The following is a 16915-nucleotide window of genomic DNA, read 5'->3' on the forward strand; positions in this document are numbered from 1 at the left end:
CCGCTATCAACAGCCGATATCGGTCGACCCGGCCAGTCGAGCTGGCTGCGGCGGCCCGACGCTTGAGGGGGAGCGCTCGGCCTTGAACACGACGATTCTGCTGTTCCTGCTGCAGGACGGCATCACCAATGGTGCGATCTACGCGCTGCTTGGGCTGGCCCTGGTGCTGGTGTTTGCGGTCACGCGGGTGATCCTGATTCCGCAGGGCGAATTCGTCACCTATGGCGCGCTGAGCTACGCCATGCTCGCGACCGGACAGGTGCCCGGCACCGTGCAGCTCGCCGTCGCGATGGGTATCGTCGCCTTCGCCCTCGACCTGTTCTTTGCGCGCAAGGCGCTCCGGGTGCGGCTGGTGCTGCGCTCCGCGGCGCTCAACGTCGTCTTTCCCGTCGCGCTGCTGGCGCTCACCTATGCGCTGGTCGGCCCGAAGACACCGATGGCCGTCAACATCGCGCTGGCACTGCTGATCGTCGCCGCGATCGGGCTGTTTCTCTACCGCATCGCCTTCCAGCCGATCGCGCACACGTCCGTGCTGGTGCTGCTGATTGCCGCCGTCGGCTGCCACCTTGCGCTGCAGGGCCTCGGGCTGGTGTTCTTCGGCGCCGAAGGATTGCGCGGGCCGGCGCTGTCGAACGTTGCAGTGACCGCCGGCCCGCTGCGCTTCACCGGCCAGAGCCTCGCGGTCTATGGGCTGACGGTGGCCTTCATCGTCGGGCTGTGGCTGTTCTTCGGCTACACCCGGACCGGCAAGGCGCTGCGCGCCACCGCCGTTAATCGCCTCGGCGCCCGCCTCGTCGGCATCCGCACCTCGCTGTCGGGCCAGATCGCTTTCCTGCTCGCCTCCGTGATCGGCGCGCTCTCCGGCATCCTGATCGTGCCGATCACGACGCTCTATTACGACACCGGATTCCTGATCGGCCTGAAGGGCTTCGTCGCCGCGATCATCGGCGGTCTCGTCAGCTATCCCCTGACTGCGGTCGCCGCCATCGTGGTGGGCATCGTCGAGGCCTTCTCCTCGTTCTACGCCAGCAATTTCAAGGAAGTCATCGTGTTCTTCTTGATCCTGCCGGTGCTGGTGCTGCGCTCGCTCGCGGCACCCGCGGTCGAGGAAGAGAAGGATTGAGCGTGATGACGCAGCGGCTTCCTCTCCTCATCTTCGCGCTCGTGATGGCGGTGATCCCGGTCATCCCCGGCGTTCCGCCGTTCTGGATCGTGCTGCTCGACAATATCGGCCTCGCCTCGCTGGTCGCGATGGGGCTGGTGTTGCTGACCGGCGTCGGTGGCCTCACCTCGTTCGGCCAGGCCGCGTTCTGCGGCTTCGGTGCCTACACCACCGCGGTGCTCACTACGGCCTACGGCGTCTCGCCATGGCTGACCTTGCCGGCCTCGCTGCTGGTGAGCGGCATCGCCGCCGTGCTGCTCGGCATCGTCACCGTGCGGCTCTCCGGTCACTATCTGCCGCTCGGCACCATCGCCTGGGGCATCGGCCTGTTTTATCTGTTCAGCAAGCTCGAATTCCTTGGCCGCAATGACGGCATCTCCGGCATTCCGCCGCTCTCGATCGGCGCGTTCAAGATGTTGAGCCCGGACGCGATCTATTACGCGATCTGGATCGGCGTGCTGATCTCGGCGCTGCTGACCATGAACCTGCTGGATTCCCGCACCGGCCGCGCGATCCGCGCCCTTCGCCGCGGCCATATCGCGGCTGAAGCCTTCGGTGTGCAGACGCCCCGCGCCAAGCTTTTGGTGTTCATCTATGCGGCGGTTCTGGCCGGCCTGTCCGGCTGGCTCTATGCGCATTTCCAGCGCGCCGCCAACCCGACGCCGTTCGGCGCACAGGCCGGCATCGAATATCTGTTCATCGCCGTCGTCGGCGGCGCCGGCTATGTCTGGGGCGCGGTGCTCGGCGCCGGGATCGTCGTGGTGCTGAAGGAGGTGCTGCAAAGCTATCTGCCCTACATCTTCGGCGGCCAAAGCCAGCTCGAGACCATCGTGTTCGGCATCCTGCTGGTGCTGCTGCTGCAGCTCGCGCCATCGGGCGTGTGGCCGTGGCTGATGTCGTGGCTGCCGCTCAAGCCGGGCCGCAAGACGCCGGACACCTCCCTGAAGCTTGAGGCCCGTAGCGGGGCGCCCGTGACATCGGGGACGCTTCTGCAGATCGACAAGGCGCGCAAGCAGTTCGGCGGCGTGGTGGCCGTCAACGACGTCTCCTTCGACGTGCGGGCGCGCGAGATCGTCGCGCTGATCGGCCCGAACGGCGCCGGCAAGAGCACGACCTTCAACCTGATCACCGGTGTCCTGACGGCGACCAGCGGCGCGATCTCGGTGCTCGGCCGGAAGGTCGAGAACGCGCCGCCGCAGGAGATCGTCAAGCTCGGCGTGTCCAGGACCTTCCAGCACGTCAAGCTGGTACCCGACATGACCGTGCTGGAGAACGTCGCGATCGGCGCGCATCTGCGCGGGTCGTCCGGCGCGATCGCCAGCATGCTGCGGCTCGACCGCGCCGATGAAGCCAGATTGCTGGCGGAAGCCGCGCGGCAGATCGAACGCGTTGGCCTGTCCGAGCAGATCGACCAGCTTGCAGGCTCCTTGTCGCTCGGACAGCAGCGCATCGTCGAGATCGCCCGTGCGCTCTGCGTCGATCCGATGCTGCTGTTGCTCGACGAGCCCGCGGCAGGGCTCCGCTACATGGAGAAGCAGCGGCTCGCCGCGCTGCTGCGGCAATTGCGTGACGGCGGCATGTCGGTGCTGCTGGTCGAGCACGACATGGGATTTGTGATGGACCTCGCCGACCGCATCGTGGTGCTCGATTTCGGCACCAAGATCGCCGAGGGCACGCCGGCCGCGATCAAGAAGAATCCCGACGTCATCAAGGCCTACCTCGGAGCCGCCGCATGAGCGCGCTGTTGACGGTTGCCGACGTCCACATCGCCTACGGCAAGGTCGAGGCCGTACGCGGCGTCTCGCTCGATGTCGCCGCCAACGAGATCGTCACCATCATCGGCGCCAACGGAGCCGGCAAGACCACGCTGCTCAACGCTATCATGGGCATCTTGCCGCTGAAGGGCCGCGCGACTTTCGCCGGCACTGATCTGGCTCCGCTCGATATCGAGGACCGCGTCGCCGCCGGCCTCAGCCTGGTGCCGGAGCATCGCGAACTGTTCGGCTCGATGAATGTCGAGGACAATCTCGAGCTCGGCGCCTTCCGGATTCCGAAGGTGACCGCGGCGATCTCGATCGAAAAGGTCTACGCGCTCTTTCCGCGGTTGAAGGAGCGGCGCAAGCAGCTCGCCGGCACGCTGTCCGGCGGCGAGCAGCAGATGCTCGCGATGGGTCGCGCGCTGATGGGCGCGCCGAAACTCCTGATGCTGGACGAGCCGAGCCTCGGACTTGCCCCGATCATCGTCGCCGACATCTTCCGTATCGTCGGCGAGCTGCGCGCCGCCGGCGTCTCGGTGCTGCTGGTCGAGCAGAACGCGCAGGCCGCGCTGCAGATCGCCGATCGCGCCTATGTGATGGAGCTTGGCGAGTTCGTGCTCAGCGGCACGGCCAAGGAGATCGCGGCCAACAAGGGCGTCGCCGCGAGCTATCTCGGCTTTCAACACGAGGGCGAGAGCGCGATTTGATCGCGGTAACGTAGGGTGAGCAAACGCGCCCACCATCGAATGTTGTGTTCGTGAAGGTGGGCACGCTTGCGCTTTGCCCACCCTACGCGACTACGCATCGTGCCTCTCACATCGCGGGGACGTACTTGCCGTCCTTGACCGTCAGCAGGATCCGCGCGCGGTCGTCGAGGCCGTAGCGGTCCTTTTCGGTCCAGTTGTAGACGCCCTGGCTCGCGACGATTTCCTTTTCCGAGAGCAACGCCTGACGGATCGCCTCGTGGAATTCCGGCGTACCGGGCTTGGCCGTCTTCAGCGCCACCGGGATGATGCGCTCCAGCACCTGGAAGGCATCGTAGGAGTGGCCGGCGAACTGGCTCCGGCTGTTGGCGCCGTACTTGGCTTCATAGGCGGTGTTGAGCGCGAGTCCCGGCTTCTTGGTCAGCGCGCTGTCGGCTTGCGTTTCCGGCGACATCACCGGTCCCGCCGCCATGATGACACCTTCCGCAGCCGCGCCGGCAATGCGGATGAAGTCCATCGTGGCCGCGCCGTGGGTCTGGTAGATCAGGCCCTTGTAGCCGCGCTCGCGCAGCGCGGTCTGCGGCAGTGCTGCGGCGGTGCCGGAGGCGCCGATCAGGACGGCGTCGGGATTGGCGGCGACGAGCTTGAGCACCTGGCCGGTCACCGACGTATCGGGACGCGCGAAGCGCTCCTCGTCGGTCATGGTCAGGCCCATCGGCACGGCGGTCTTCTGGAAATCGGCGACCCAGAGATCGCCGTAGGAATCCGAATAGCCGATATAGCCGACGGTCTTGATGTTATGCGCCTTCATGTGCTCGTAGAGCGCCTTGCCTATGATCGAAGCCGACTGCGGCAGGTCGACCGACCACTTCGCACGCGCCTCGTTGATCGGGAATGGCGCAAGGCCAATATGCGGAATTCCCGCCTCGTTGGCGACCGTCGACACCGCGATCGTCGTCGGCGTGATGCAGGAGCCCATGATGATGTCGGCCTTGGACTCGGTGACGAAGCGCCGCGCATTGGTGGTCGCAGCCGTCGGGTCGCCGCCGTCATCGAGCACGATCAGCTTCAACGGCACGCCGGCGATTTCCTTCGGCACGAAATCGAGCGCGTTGCGCTCGGGAATGCCGAGGGCCGCAGCCGGCCCGGTGGTCGAGAGTGTGATGCCGATGGTGATTTCACTGGTCTGCGCTTGCGACGGCGAGCCGGGCAGCGCGAAAACAGCTGCGAGCGCCGCGGCGGCGAGAGTGGCCTTCTTCATTCAATTCCTCCCTAAGGATATGCTTTTCGGTTTAAACCAGTTTTGAGGGCCAATTCAGCCCCTTCTTTAGGTCATGGCGGCCTTCGAGTCAGCCTGTCATGAAGCGGTCGACGATCTCCTGCGGAAACGGCGCCGATTTCAGCTTGGCGGGATCGTCCGGGTGACGGCCGACCAGCACCCGGGTCTCGAACGCCTCGATCGCAAGCGCCTCGCCCTTGAAGACCCGATGCACCACCTCGAAGCTCGAGCGCTTGATGCTGTCGATCCGGCTCTCGATGGTAATCCAGTCGCCATGGGTCGACGGAACGTGGAATTTCGCCCGCGTGTCGACCATCGGGATGCCGACCAGACCGTATTTTCGGATGATGTCCTGTTTCGAGAAACCGGCCGCTTCAAACATGATCGAGGTAGAGTCGTCGAACATCGCGAAGTAGCGCGGGTAGTAGACGATATTGGCGGGGTCGCAATCACCCCACTGGATCTGCACGTCGCGGCGGTTGACGAACATGATTTACCGAACTCCGTTGGCGCGGCGACGGCGGTTGGCTCCCTCTCCCATGGGGGGAGGGCTGGGGTGAGGGGGTACGGTCTTCGTTGTTGATCGTAACCCCTCACCCGGATCGCTGCGCGATCCGACCTCTCCCAATGGGAGAGGTGGAAGCGAGCCCGCTGAACGCTCTCGATTCATATTCAGGATCATGCTTTAGCGCGGCGCCATCCGGAGCGCGGCGTCGAGCCGCACCACTTCGCCGTTCAGGTAGGGATTGTCGATCATATGCAGCGCCAGCGAGGCGAACTCGTCGGCCTGCCCGAGGCGGCGCGGGAACGGGATCGCCGCGGCGAGCGAATCCTGCGCCTCTTGCGGCAGGCTGCCCAGCAGCGGTGTCATGAACAGGCCGGGCGCGATCGTCAGGACCCGGATTCCGAACTGCGCGAGTTCGCGCGCGATCGGCAAGGTCATCGCCACGATGCCGCCCTTCGAGGCAGAGTACGCCGCCTGCCCGATCTGGCCGTCATAGGCGGCAACCGAGGCGGTGCAGATCACGACGCCGCGCTCGCCGGTCGCCGCGAGCGGCTCCAGCTTGGACATGCCCGCGGTGGCAAGCCGCAGCATGTTGAAGGAGCCGATCAGATTGACCTTGATCACCTTGTCAAAATCAGAGAGGGCCATCGGCCCCTCGCGGCCGATGACGCGTTTCGCAACCCCGATGCCGGCGCAATTCACCAGCACGCGCGCCGGGCCATGTGCCTTGGCCGCTTCCGCAACCGCGGCTTCGGCGGCGCCCGCATCGGATACGTCGCAGACCAGCGCAATGCCGCCGATCTCGGCCGCGACGCTCTCGGCGAGTTTTGCATTCAGGTCGCAGACCGCGACCTTGGCGCCCTGCGCAGCCAGACGGCGCGCGGTGGCGGCACCCAATCCCGATGCGCCGCCGGTGACGATGGCGGCCTGGTCCTTCAACTGCATGGCGTTCTCCTCTTCTGCATTCAAGTTAGCATGATCACTGATGCGGGCGGCACCGGCCCATAAAGCGTCTCGATCAGGGCTGCGCGATGCTCCAGAACGGCGCGCTGGTTGATCGAACCCTTGTCGGTCACCTCCCCGCGATCGATCGACAGCGGGGTGTCGAGCAGGATCGCACGGGTGATGCGGGTCGACGAGCCGGTGGCACTGGCCAGGAACCGCGTGAACCGCTCGCGAAAGGCGGCGCGGACCTTCGGATCACCAGCCGCCGCGGTGATGTCGTTGGCGGCGAGATTCGGATTGATCAGGCGGCAGCCATCGAGATCGAGGATGACGAGCGCCGAAATCTCGTCGCGGTTGAGGCCGGCGATCACGACGTCGCGCACCAGCGGCGCGCAGGTGCCGACGAAGCGCGCCCGCAGCGGGCCGACACTGACCCAGGTGCCGCTCGCCAGCTTGAAGTCCTCGGCGATGCGGCCGTCGAAATCAAAACCTGCATCGAAATTACCGGGATCGGCCGGCTTCAACGCGTCGCCGAACTTGTAGAAGCCTTCGTCGTCGAACGCCTTGGCGGTCAGTTCCGGCTGGCGCCAGTAGCCCGGCGTGACGTTCGGCCCCTTGGCGCGGACCTCCAGCTTGCCGTTGTTTGGCAACAGCTTGGCGTCATTGCCCGACACCGGAAGGCCGACATGACCGGACCGGCTGGTGTCGGGACGCACCGACATGAAGAACGGCGAGGTCTCGGTGGCGCCGAGACCGGTCAACATCGGGACGCGATAGCCCCTCGCCTGCACCGCGAGCGCATCGAGGCTGTTCCAGATGAATGGCGACAGCGCCGCACCCGAGAAGAACATGGCATGCAGCCGGTCAAAGAATTTTGCCCGCAGAGCGGCGTCGTCACGCAGATAAGGCAGCAGCGATTCATAGCCCTTGGGCACGTTGAAATAAACCGTTGGCGAGATCTCGCGCAGGTTTCGCACGGTCTCCTCGATACCGCCGGGCATCGGCTTGCCCTCGTCGAGATACATCGAACCGCCATTGTAGAGCGTCAGCCCGATATTGTGGTTGCCGCCAAAGGTGTGATTCCACGGCAGCCAGTCGACGATGACAGGCGGCTCATCCTTCAGGAAAGCCAGCGTCTCGCGCAGCATCACCTGGTTGGCGCAGATCATGCGCTGGGTGTTGATGACGGCCTTGGGATTGCCGGTCGAGCCCGACGTCAGCAGGAATTTCGCGATCGTATCCGGCCCGATAGCCGCATTGACGGCGTCGAGGCGTGGGTCTTGCGGCGTCGCCAGAAGTGCGGCCAGCGCTGTGACGTCGCGGCCGGGCACCGCGCCACGGGTCGCCGCAATCTCGGTGCCGGCAGGCACATTGGCGAGCAACGCGTCGGAAAACCTGTCGGCGTCATCGACGAAGACGAGGCCCGGCGTGAGCAGCTTGATCAGGAAATTCAACTTGCCGTAATCGCGCGATACCAGCGAATAGGCCGGCGAGACCGGGCAGAACGGAATGCCGGCATAGAACGCACCGAATGCGATCAGCGCGTGATCGAGCGAATTGCCCGACAGGATCACGATCGGCCGCTCGGCGGATAGCCCACGCGCCATCAACGCGGAGGCGATGTTCCGTGTCGTCTCGAGCAGTTGCGCGTAGGTGATCTGCCGCCAGCCGCCGCCGGCGACGCGCTCGGCCATGAAGACGCGATTCGGCTCGGCTTTCGCCCAGTGATGCAGGCGGTCGGTGATGCGGACCGGATAGCCGGCGAGCTTCGCCTTTGGGCGCAGATAGATCGTGCCGTCGTCTTGGCGCTCGACCGTGACCTCGGGATTGCCGAACGAGATCGGGCGCAGCGGGTGCGCGCTTGCGGCGGGCGCAGACATGTCGGGCCTGGCGCTCATGTCGGCTTGACCTTGGCGGTCTTGCGATCGAGGAACGCGCGGATGCGTTTCTTGGCTTCCTTGTCGCTCTGCGCCACGGTCGCCATCAACGATTCCATCAGAAGACCGGTCTGCGGATTGGCTTCCGCGATCATCGGCAACGCCTGCAACACCGCAAAATTCGTCAGCGGTGCGTTCGCCGCGACGCGTTCGGCAAGCTCCAGTGCCTTCGGCAGCGCGCCATCGGCTTCGGTGAGATATTGCGAGAAGCCGTAGGCCGCGCCTTCGGTCGCGGAATAGACGCGGCCGGTCAGCATCATATCGGCCATCCGCGGCACGCCGATCAGGCGCGGCAGCCGCACCGAGCCACCGCCGCCGACAAAAATGCCGCGCTGGCCCTCGGGCAGCGCGAAATAGGCCGACGGCTCGGCGACCCGGATATGCGCGGCGCAGGCAAGCTCCAGCCCACCACCGATCACGGCGCCCTGCAGCGCGGCAATGACCGGCACGCGGCAATACTGGATGCGATCGAACACCCGATGCCACATCTGGGAATGGACAAGCCCCTCGGTGGCGTCGCGTTCGGTCAGCTCGGAGAGGTCGAGGCCGGAGGAAAAATGATTGCCGACGCCGTAAATGACCACGGCGCCGACATCGTCGGGAATCTCCGAAAAGCAGTCCCGCAGCGCCAGGATGATGCCGTCGTTCAACGCATTGCGCTTGGCGGGACGGTTAAGCCCCACGGTCAGCACCGCGCCCCGCGTCTCGATCCTGAGCAGCGAAGCATCGTCGGCGGCGGCGGCGTTTCCCATGGCGTTATTGCTTCCTGTCAAGAATAGTTATGTTTTATAACTATTGATGGCGGAGTCAATATGGGGGTTCGCATCTCCTCAATCGTCGTCCTGGCGCGCCTTCGTGACGTGCGCTCGCCCCTCAATCGGGTGGGACGGGTAAATCTATATCACTGAGTTGCGTTTACGAAAATCAGAATATTTTTCGCGTGAGGGCTTGCGGCGTCGGGCAAATCAGAGATAGGGGCGTAAGGGACACGTCGTGTGGTACCTCTCTCCCTAACCCTCCCCCGCAAGGGGGGAGCGAACCCTTCCGCTGGTGGCTTCCTTACGTGCGTGACGCGAGAGCTCGCTACTAACGACGATGATTACTGCTCACAACACCTGATGCACGTCGATCACGACACGGTCGGCGTGGCGGGCGGCGGAGGCGATGAAGATGTGCTCCATCAGCCAGCGATATTTCTCGGCACCGGTCTCGAATTTCGGCACGGTGCGGAAATAGATCAGCTTCGGGTCGACCGGTTCGCCGCGCTTCAGCTTTTGCAACAACTCGACCGGCCCGAAGCGGATGCCCTTGTTCTCGACATAGACGACGGCACCGTCGTCGGTCTCGAACGCGTACCTTGCCTCTAGGTCGATCAGCTCGTTGGGGCGTACGATCTGGAAGTCGGCGCCGAAGCCAAGCACCTTGCCGTTGACCTTCTCGCCCCTCACCTCGCCGCCGATGATCGGGATGATACGGCGGACGCCGGACCCGATGTCGCCGGCCGAGGTGACCTCGGCGATGCGGGCCGTGATCGTGAAGACGTAGCGGGTCTGGATTTCAGGAGTCATGGAGGCCCTTCCTTTGGGCATGATCCTTTTCGGAAAACCGGTGCCCACTTTTCCGGGATCATGCCTAGCCTATCATACGCTGCGGCAGCCACGTGGCGAGCAGCGGGAACAGGATCAGGATCACCAGCCGGATCAGGTCGGTGATCACAAAGGGCAGCACACCGACGAAGATCGTCGACATGTTGACGTCCTTGATCACGCTCTTGATCACGAACACGTTCATGCCGACCGGCGGATGGATCAGGCCCAACTCGACCGTCATGACGATGATGATGCCGAACCAGATCGGATCGAAGCCAAGCGCGGTGACGACCGGAAACACGATCGGCACGGTGAGGATCACCATGGCCATCGCATCCATCAGGCAGCCGAGCACCAGATACATCAGCAGGATCAGCGCCAAGACGCCATAGGGGCCGATGCCGAGTCCGGTGAGGAAGGCCGTTACGTTCTGCGGCGTCTGGGTGATGGTGAGGAAATAGCCGAAGCAGAGCGCGCCGATCAGCACGGTGAACACGGCAGCCGCCGTGCGGGTCGCCTGCAGCAGCGATTGCAGAATGCCGTCCTTGGTCAGCTTGCCTCTGACGATGCCGATGATGAAGGCGCCGACCGCGCCGACCGCGCCGGCTTCGGTCGGGACGAAGAAGCCGCCATAGAGACCGCCGATCACGAACAGGAACAGTAGCAGCGGCGACCAGACGTCGCGGATCGCGAGCAGCCGGTCGTGCCACGATGCTTTGGGACCGGCCGGCAGGAAGCCGGGCCGCGCCACGCCGATGATGCCGATCGTCATCATGTGCATGACGATCGCGAGCAGGCCCGGCACGATACCGGCGATGAACAGTTTGCCGATGTCCTGCTGGGTGATGATGCCATAGACCGCGAGCACCGTGGACGGCGGCAGCATCGCCCCGAGCGTGCCACCGACCGCGATCACGCCGGCGGAGAAAGATTGCGGATAGCCGAAGCGGCGCATCTCGGGATAGGCCACTGCGGAAAATGTCGCGGCGGTCGCGACCGACGAGCCGGAGATCGCGGCAAAGCCGCCGCAGGCGGCGATCGTCGCGATGCCGAGCCCGCCCTTCCAGTGACCGACGAAAGTGTTGGCGGCGCGAAACAATTCGCGGCTGATGCCGGAGACGGACACGAAGGCGCCCATCAGCAGGAACATCGGGATCACGCCGAAGGAATAGTCGGTCACCGTGCGCATGGTGGTCTGGCCGATCAGCTTCAGCGCCGGCGCAAAACCGGTGAGATAGCCGAAGCCGGTGATGCCGACGAGGCCCATCGCCATGCCGACCGGCACGCGCAGCAGCATCAGCCCAAACAGGCTGACGAAGCCGATGACGGCAACGGTTTCGTTGCTCATTACCGTCTACTCCGCGATCTTGATCTTGGCGTCATGGATATCTTCCGGATGGAAGATCAGGCGCCAGGTGCGGATCGCGATCAAGAGCACTGCGGACACGTCGCCGATCCACGACACCAGGAAGAACGGCCAGACCGGCAGGCCGAGATCCATGGTGACGATGTGGCTGTTTTTGGTGTCGATCACTTTGTCGACCAGCGTGTAGGTCTGCACCGTGACGACGAACAGCAGAACCAGCGTCGCGAAGATATCGATCCAGCGCTGATGGCGCGGCGACGCATTGGCCCAGACCAGATCGACCGTGATGTGGGTGCCGCGATAGCTGGTCGCCGCGATCCCCCAGAAGATCAGGATGCCGAGCAGGAACTGGCCGACATTGTAGTAGTCGGGGATCGTCACCGCGAAGAATTTACGCATCACCACCGCGACGAAGGTGTTGAGCGCGACGATGCCGACAAAGAACGCCGCGACCCATTCGATGGAATCGATGAAGCGGTCCATGAAATTCTTGCGCACCGGCTCGGGCGGGCCGGTGATGACGCCGTCTTGGGTCACTTCGGTAGATTGCGTCATGCGTTGCTTCGATTAGCTCCTCTCCCCGCCTGCGGGGAGAGGGTTGGGGTGAGGGGGCTATCCGCGAAACTGGTGTCAATGGAAAGGCCTGTACCCCCTCACCCGGATCGCGAAGGGCGATCCGACCTCTCCCCGCAAGCGGGGAGAGGTGAAGGGGTAACGAAATCACAATCCCGCGTCGTATTTCTTCAGCGTGGCCTGCAAATCCGCGTCGATCTTTTCCGGGTCGCCGCCGGCCTTCTTCACCGCTTCCGCCCAGCTGTCATGCAGCGGCTTGACCGCCTTCTTCCACTCGGCGAGTTGATCCGCCGTCAGCGGATAGACCTCGTGTCCCGGCAGCGCCTTCATCTTGACGCGGCCGTTGGCCTCGAACTCGGTCCAGGGGTCGGTGACCTTGGACGCCCATTCCGGCGTGCAGTGATCGTCGATCACCTTCTTCTGGGCATCCGACATCGAGTTGTATTTGTCGAGGTTGATGTTGTAGGTGAACACCGTCGTGTAGAGCGGCACGTCCATGTGGTACTTCACCACCTTGTCGATGCCGAACAGGAAGATCGAGCCCCAGGGGAAGGTGATCTCGTCGGCCACGCCGCGCTCGAGCGCATCGCGCGATTCCGGCGCGGAGGCCTGCACGTTGGTGCCGCCGAACATCTTCACCATCTCGCCGATCGTGCTCTGCGCCGGCCGCACCTTCACGCCGGAAAGGTCGCTCGGGAGCAGGATCTTCTTCTTGCCATGCAGCGCGCCCGGATCGTGGATGAAGGCGAAGCACAGCTTGGTGTCCTTCATCTCGGTCGGCGCGTATTTGTGGTACCACTCGTTCAGCGCTAGTGTGCCCTTCTTGCCGTCGGAGAATACGAACGGAAGCTGGCCGGCAGCCGCGATCGGGAAGCGGCCGGGCTGATAGCCGGGATTGACATAGGTGACGTCGGCGATGCCGTCGCGGGCCATGTCGTAATGGTCGAAGGCCTTGCCGAACTGCTCGGAGGGGAACACGGTGACCTTGATGGTGCCGCCCGAGGCCTTTTCGATGTCGGCGGCCCAGGCCTGCGTTGCCGGCACCAGCGGATGCGCCGGCGGCACCCACAGCGATACTTTGAGATTGACGGTCTTGTCCTGCGCCAAAGCCGGCGTGACGCTGGCGGCCAGCAGCAACGCCAATAGTGTTTTCCTCATCGCATGTCTTCCCTCTCCATGACGGCGGGCTTCGCGCCCGGTCTCATTACTTAACATGTTATATAGTTTGCAGGTTTGTTCAAGGCGAAATCGCCCGCCCGACACCTCGCCGCACCAGAATAGAAACCGGCCGCACCGCCATCTTGCATTGCGGCGAACGTATTTCACCGAACAGACGCACTTTGCTAAAGTTGTTATATGATATAGTTGCCATGGCAAGCTGACGACGCCCGCCCGCGGCGCGGGTGCTTGACTGAAGCCTACCGTATCTGGAGGAGCAGGTATTGCGGACAAAAGTAGCAATCATAGGCGCAGGTCCGGCCGGACTGTTGCTTGGGCAACTACTTCATACTTTCGGCGTAGACAACGTCATCCTGGAGCGGCAGACCCCCGACTATGTGCTGGGGCGGATTCGGGCGGGCCTGCTCGAGGAAGGCACGGTGGGCCTGCTGGATAGTGTGGGCGCCGCCGGCCGGCTGCATCAGGAGGGCCTGATCCATCACGGCGTCGAACTGGCGTTCGGCGGCGCGCGCCACCGCATCAACATGCATGCCGCAACCGGCAAGACGGTGACAATCTACGGCCAGACCGAGGTCACGCTCGACCTGATGAACGCCCGCAAGGCGGCCGGCCTGACCTCGATCTACTCTGCGGCCGACGTCAAGCCGCATGATTTCGACACCGACCATCCGCGCGTGACCTACGTCAAGGACGGCGTCAGCCATGAGATCGCCTGCGACTTCATTGCCGGCTGTGACGGCTTCCACGGCGTCAGCCGCGCCAGCGTGCCGTCACAGGCGATCACGAGCTATGAGCGGGTCTACCCGTTCGGCTGGCTCGGCATCCTCTCCGAGACGCCGCCGGTGTCGCCCGAGCTGATCTACAACAACCACGAACGCGGCTTTGCGCTCTGCACCATGCGCTCCAGCCACCGCAGCCGCTATTACCTGCAGTGCCCACTCGACGACCATATCGACCAGTGGCCGGACGAGCGGTTCTGGGACGAGCTGAAACTTCGTCTCGACCAGAAGGCGGCCGACGAGCTCGTCACCGGCCCCTCGATCGAAAAGAGCATCGCGCCGTTGCGCAGTTTCGTCGCCGAGCCGATGCGGTTCGGCCGGATGTACCTCGCCGGCGACGCCTCGCACATCGTGCCGCCGACCGGCGCCAAGGGCCTGAACCTGGCGGCCAGCGACGTGCACTATCTGTCGCAGGCGCTGCGCGAATATTACGACGAGAAATCCTCCGCCGCCCTCGACGGCTATTCGGCCAAGGCGCTGGCGCGGGTCTGGAAAGCGGTTCGGTTCTCGTGGTGGATGACCTCGATGCTGCACAAATTCCCCGACGAGGGCGACTTCGCCGCGCGCATCCAGATCGCCGAACTGGATTATCTCGTCAGCTCGAAGGCCGCATCGACCTCGCTGTCGGAGAACTATGTGGGGCTGCCGTTCTAAGGTGTGCCGCAAGCTCTTTCGTTGAGCGGCGCCGCCTCCACACTCCCGGTTGTCATACCCCGCGCATGCGGGGTATCCAGTACGCTGCGGCTTCTCGAGTCCAGCTCAGGTCGGAATACTGGGTCACCCGCCTTCGCGGGTGACGACAAGCTCGTCACTTTCAAACGCCCGCGCAAATCCCGTTTAAAACTTTGTAGGCGGTGAACTCGTCGTCGACATCGCGTTCAATGACGGCAACGAAACGCCATGCGCGAGCTTCACATGACCATTGATACATCAATCGCTGCCGACGTCCCTCAAGCCGTGCCTCAAGGCTTCGAGCCGCATTTCCGCAAGAGCCCGCTCACCGATCCCTGGGAGCCGCTTTACTCGAAGAAGACCGACAGGGGCGTCAGCATCGGCCTGCGGCTGGCGAAGCCGCACACCAACAGCCGCGGCCTCATTCACGGCGGCCTGATCGCCGCCCTCGCCGACGGCGCGTTGGGTTACAGCTGCGCGCAGGCGACCGGCTGGACGACCTCGTTCGTGACAATCTCGCTGGCGGTCGATTTCGTCGGCAGCGCCAAGATCGGGCAATGGCTCGCGGTCGAGGGCGACGTGATCAAGACCGGCAGCACGATCTGCTTCGCGCAGTGCCTGATCAAGGCCGACGACGTCACGATCGCGCGCGCCAGCGGCACGTTCCGCGTGGTGCCGAAGAAGGAGCCCGTGAGCTGAGGCTCTCTCCAGCGGAGCGCGTTTGGCCAGCCGCCCGACAGGCGCGTCGACCTCCACACAGGTCCCAGACCAGCCTGCGGGGGCCAGCCCGCGGGAGCTCGGCCTGCTGCGGTCACCAGAAAGCCAAAATCTGCAACATCTCTTAACATCTTCGCCACATCCCGGCCCCGGGCGCGCGTATGCTCGCCGCATTGCGATTCGGAGATCAACTCGATGTCTTGGAGATTTTTGTCTTGGAGATTTTTGTCTTGGAGATTTTTGTCTTGGAGATTTTTGTCTTGGAGATTTTTGCTCAAGCGAAGCGTCGCGGTGGGTTTCGCGCTGATGACCTTGAGCGCGTCATATGCGGCGACGGGTTTCGACAATTTGGCGGGCGGATGGTCCGGATCCGGCAAGATGAAGCCCTCGGATGGAGCCTGGGAGAGGGTTCGCTGCAAGGTCGCGTACAATGTCACGAAGCCGGACAGGTCGATCAGCCTGGATCTCCGATGTGCGAGCGATGCCTACAAGATGTCGCTATCGGCCAACATCGACCAGAACGGAACGCAGCTCTCGGGCAACTGGTTCGAGCACGAATACCGGCAGGGCGGCAAGATCTCGGGCACCAATTCTGACGGGCTGATCGAGGCCAGAATTGAAGGCGAGACCGTTGCCGCGCTGGTGACGATCCGGACCAAGGGCAACCACCAGTCGTTCGTGATGAACGCGCCGGGTTCGTGGCTCTCGCAGGTCGCCATCGAACTAAACAAGGACGCCAATTGAGCGGCGCGCCGATCCTATGATCGGATCGCGATCTAGCCGAAGTGCCAGTCGGTGGTCTCGGTCACGAGATCGATGAAGGTCCTGACCTTGGCCGAGAGCAGCCGCGTCGTCGGATAGACGACATGGATCGGTACCGCGGGCTGCTCGAACTCTGCAAGCACGATCTGGACCCGGCGCGCCTTCAGCGATTCGGCGGCCTGGTAGAACATCACCCGCGTCAGCCCGCCGTCCTGCTCGGCATATTGGATGGCGGCATCCGAGCTGTTGCTGGTGAAGCGCGGCGAAGGGGCGATCCGAACCTCGCGTCCGTCCTCCACGAACTGCCAATCCGGGATAGCGGTCATGGCGCCGAACTGGATCGTGTCATGGGTCGCGAGATCGGCAGGCCGGCACGGCTCGCCGCGGCGCTTGAGATAGCCTGATGATGCCACCACGATCCGGCGCATCGTGCCAACATGGCGCGCCACCAGCGTCGAGTCAGGCAGATGGCCGAGCCTGACCGCGAGGTCGACCCCGTCCTCGACCAGGTTGATCCGGCGATCCGACAGGCGCAGGTCGACGCCGACGTCCGGATACCGCTTCAGGTAGGCCGAGACGACCGGGCTGACATGCAGTCGGCCGAAGCCGAACGGCGCCGAGATCACCAGCCGCCCCTCGGGGCGGGTGCGCTCGCCCTCCACCGCGTCCTCGGCCTCGGCGACGTCGGCCATGATCCGGCGCGCCCGCTCCAGATAGCGCGATCCGGCATCGGTCAGCGTCACCTGCCGGGTGGTCCGCTGCAACAGCCGCGCGCCCAGCCGCTGCTCCAGCGCCGCGATCAGCCGGGTGACGGCGGACGGCGACAGGCCGAGCTTGCGCGCCGCGGGAGCAAAGCCCTCCAGATCGGCGACGGCGACAAAGGCCTGCATGGCGTCGAGACGGTCCATGCTACTATTGCATATTCGGCAATAGTGAAGTGTCAATTCACAAGATTGCCTACGATCCAGGAGTATCCACATTAGCACGAG

Annotated in this window: 16 protein-coding genes; 6 read left to right on the forward strand and 10 right to left on the reverse strand. The window is 64.1% G+C overall.

All coding sequences use genetic code 11. The features are described from left to right. Positions 1–82: 82 nt before the first annotated feature. The 3 genes from ACP2YO_RS45680 to ACP2YO_RS45690 are packed head-to-tail and all read left to right on the forward strand — an operon-like array spanning position 83 to position 3626. On the forward strand, positions 83–1123 hold the full coding sequence (locus tag ACP2YO_RS45680) for a branched-chain amino acid ABC transporter permease (protein WP_426437675.1): 1041 nt from the start codon (positions 83–85) through the stop codon (positions 1121–1123). A 5-nt stretch (positions 1124–1128) separates the two neighbouring features. Further along, positions 1129–2898, forward strand: a complete 1770-nt coding sequence (locus ACP2YO_RS45685; RefSeq protein ID WP_426437676.1) for an ABC transporter permease subunit — start codon at positions 1129–1131, stop codon at positions 2896–2898. Next, positions 2895–3626, forward strand: coding sequence for an ABC transporter ATP-binding protein (locus ACP2YO_RS45690; protein WP_426437677.1), 732 nt, complete (start codon positions 2895–2897; stop codon positions 3624–3626). Before ACP2YO_RS45685 ends, ACP2YO_RS45690 begins: the two co-directional genes overlap by 4 nt. Positions 3627–3732: 106 nt before the next feature. Here the strand turns inward: ACP2YO_RS45690 and ACP2YO_RS45695 are convergent, their stop codons facing one another. The 9 genes from ACP2YO_RS45695 to ACP2YO_RS45735 form a co-directional block, all read right to left on the reverse strand. Further along, positions 3733–4884: an ABC transporter substrate-binding protein gene (locus tag ACP2YO_RS45695; RefSeq protein ID WP_426437678.1), complete on the reverse strand. Its 1152-nt coding sequence runs from the start codon at positions 4882–4884 to the stop codon at positions 3733–3735. 88 nt (positions 4885–4972) lie between these two features. Next, positions 4973–5392 carry an acyl-CoA thioesterase gene (locus ACP2YO_RS45700; protein ID WP_426437679.1) on the reverse strand — a complete coding sequence of 140 codons (420 nt, stop codon included), beginning with the start codon at positions 5390–5392 and terminating at the stop codon, positions 4973–4975. Between the two features lie 195 nt (positions 5393–5587). Further along, the gene (locus ACP2YO_RS45705) at positions 5588–6352 is read right to left on the reverse strand and encodes an SDR family NAD(P)-dependent oxidoreductase (RefSeq protein ID WP_426437680.1); all 765 of its coding nucleotides are present in this window, start codon (positions 6350–6352) and stop codon (positions 5588–5590) included. A 20-nt stretch (positions 6353–6372) separates the two neighbouring features. Continuing rightward, positions 6373–8250: a feruloyl-CoA synthase gene (locus ACP2YO_RS45710; protein WP_426437681.1), complete on the reverse strand. Its 1878-nt coding sequence runs from the start codon at positions 8248–8250 to the stop codon at positions 6373–6375. Further along, positions 8247–9041, reverse strand: a complete 795-nt coding sequence (locus ACP2YO_RS45715; protein WP_426437682.1) for a crotonase/enoyl-CoA hydratase family protein — start codon at positions 9039–9041, stop codon at positions 8247–8249. Before ACP2YO_RS45715 ends, ACP2YO_RS45710 begins: the two co-directional genes overlap by 4 nt. A 354-nt stretch (positions 9042–9395) precedes the next feature. Further along, the gene (locus tag ACP2YO_RS45720) at positions 9396–9857 is read right to left on the reverse strand and encodes a DUF3237 domain-containing protein (protein WP_426437683.1); all 462 of its coding nucleotides are present in this window, start codon (positions 9855–9857) and stop codon (positions 9396–9398) included. Positions 9858–9921: 64 nt separating this feature from the next. Beyond that, positions 9922–11226 (reverse strand): TRAP transporter large permease, encoded by a 1305-nt coding sequence (locus tag ACP2YO_RS45725; protein ID WP_426437684.1) that lies wholly within the window; start codon positions 11224–11226, stop codon positions 9922–9924. 6 nt (positions 11227–11232) lie between these two features. Further along, a complete protein-coding gene (locus ACP2YO_RS45730; RefSeq protein ID WP_426443480.1) occupies positions 11233–11742 on the reverse strand; it encodes a TRAP transporter small permease in 510 nt (169 codons plus the stop codon). A 222-nt stretch (positions 11743–11964) separates the two neighbouring features. Continuing rightward, complete coding sequence (locus ACP2YO_RS45735; protein ID WP_426437685.1) at positions 11965–12975, reverse strand: TRAP transporter substrate-binding protein; 1011 nt, start codon at positions 12973–12975, stop codon at positions 11965–11967. Between the two features lie 284 nt (positions 12976–13259). Here ACP2YO_RS45735 and pobA point away from each other — a divergent pair, with 284 nt between their 5' ends. The 3 genes from pobA to ACP2YO_RS45750 all read left to right on the forward strand — a co-directional run bounded on the left by pobA (position 13260) and on the right by ACP2YO_RS45750 (position 15908). Next, positions 13260–14429, forward strand: a complete 1170-nt coding sequence (gene pobA / locus ACP2YO_RS45740) for a 4-hydroxybenzoate 3-monooxygenase (protein ID WP_426437686.1) — start codon at positions 13260–13262, stop codon at positions 14427–14429. A gap of 261 nt (positions 14430–14690) precedes the next feature. After that, positions 14691–15146, forward strand: coding sequence for a PaaI family thioesterase (locus tag ACP2YO_RS45745; RefSeq protein ID WP_426437687.1), 456 nt, complete (start codon positions 14691–14693; stop codon positions 15144–15146). Between the two features lie 288 nt (positions 15147–15434). Beyond that, entirely contained in the window at positions 15435–15908 is a 474-nt protein-coding gene (locus ACP2YO_RS45750) for a hypothetical protein (RefSeq protein WP_426437688.1), read from the forward strand. Between the two features lie 32 nt (positions 15909–15940). On the opposite strand, the gene ACP2YO_RS45755 is transcribed toward ACP2YO_RS45750, so the two are convergent. Then, the gene (locus ACP2YO_RS45755) at positions 15941–16834 is read right to left on the reverse strand and encodes a LysR family transcriptional regulator (protein ID WP_426437689.1); all 894 of its coding nucleotides are present in this window, start codon (positions 16832–16834) and stop codon (positions 15941–15943) included. Between the last annotated feature and the right edge of the window lie 81 nt (positions 16835–16915).

It is taken from the genome of Bradyrhizobium genosp. P, assembly GCF_049949265.1.
Taxonomy (GTDB): domain Bacteria; phylum Pseudomonadota; class Alphaproteobacteria; order Rhizobiales; family Xanthobacteraceae; genus Bradyrhizobium.

Excerpts from the sequence above, each read along its gene's own strand:
- ACP2YO_RS45690 (WP_426437677.1), top strand. The coding sequence starts at position 2,895 with ATGAGCGCGCTGTTGACGGTTGCCGACGTCCACATCGCCTACGGCAAG.
- ACP2YO_RS45710 (WP_426437681.1), bottom strand. The coding sequence starts at position 8,250 with ATGAGCGCCAGGCCCGACATGTCTGCGCCCGCCGCAAGCGCGCACCCG.
- ACP2YO_RS45720 (WP_426437683.1), bottom strand. The coding sequence starts at position 9,857 with ATGACTCCTGAAATCCAGACCCGCTACGTCTTCACGATCACGGCCCGC.
- ACP2YO_RS45745 (WP_426437687.1), top strand. The coding sequence starts at position 14,691 with ATGACCATTGATACATCAATCGCTGCCGACGTCCCTCAAGCCGTGCCT.
- ACP2YO_RS45755 (WP_426437689.1), bottom strand. The coding sequence starts at position 16,834 with ATGGACCGTCTCGACGCCATGCAGGCCTTTGTCGCCGTCGCCGATCTG.
- ACP2YO_RS45695 (WP_426437678.1), bottom strand. The coding sequence starts at position 4,884 with ATGAAGAAGGCCACTCTCGCCGCCGCGGCGCTCGCAGCTGTTTTCGCG.
- ACP2YO_RS45735 (WP_426437685.1), bottom strand. The coding sequence starts at position 12,975 with ATGAGGAAAACACTATTGGCGTTGCTGCTGGCCGCCAGCGTCACGCCG.
- ACP2YO_RS45705 (WP_426437680.1), bottom strand. The coding sequence starts at position 6,352 with ATGCAGTTGAAGGACCAGGCCGCCATCGTCACCGGCGGCGCATCGGGA.
- ACP2YO_RS45685 (WP_426437676.1), top strand. The coding sequence starts at position 1,129 with ATGACGCAGCGGCTTCCTCTCCTCATCTTCGCGCTCGTGATGGCGGTG.
- ACP2YO_RS45725 (WP_426437684.1), bottom strand. The coding sequence starts at position 11,226 with ATGAGCAACGAAACCGTTGCCGTCATCGGCTTCGTCAGCCTGTTTGGG.
- ACP2YO_RS45700 (WP_426437679.1), bottom strand. The coding sequence starts at position 5,392 with ATGTTCGTCAACCGCCGCGACGTGCAGATCCAGTGGGGTGATTGCGAC.
- ACP2YO_RS45715 (WP_426437682.1), bottom strand. The coding sequence starts at position 9,041 with ATGGGAAACGCCGCCGCCGCCGACGATGCTTCGCTGCTCAGGATCGAG.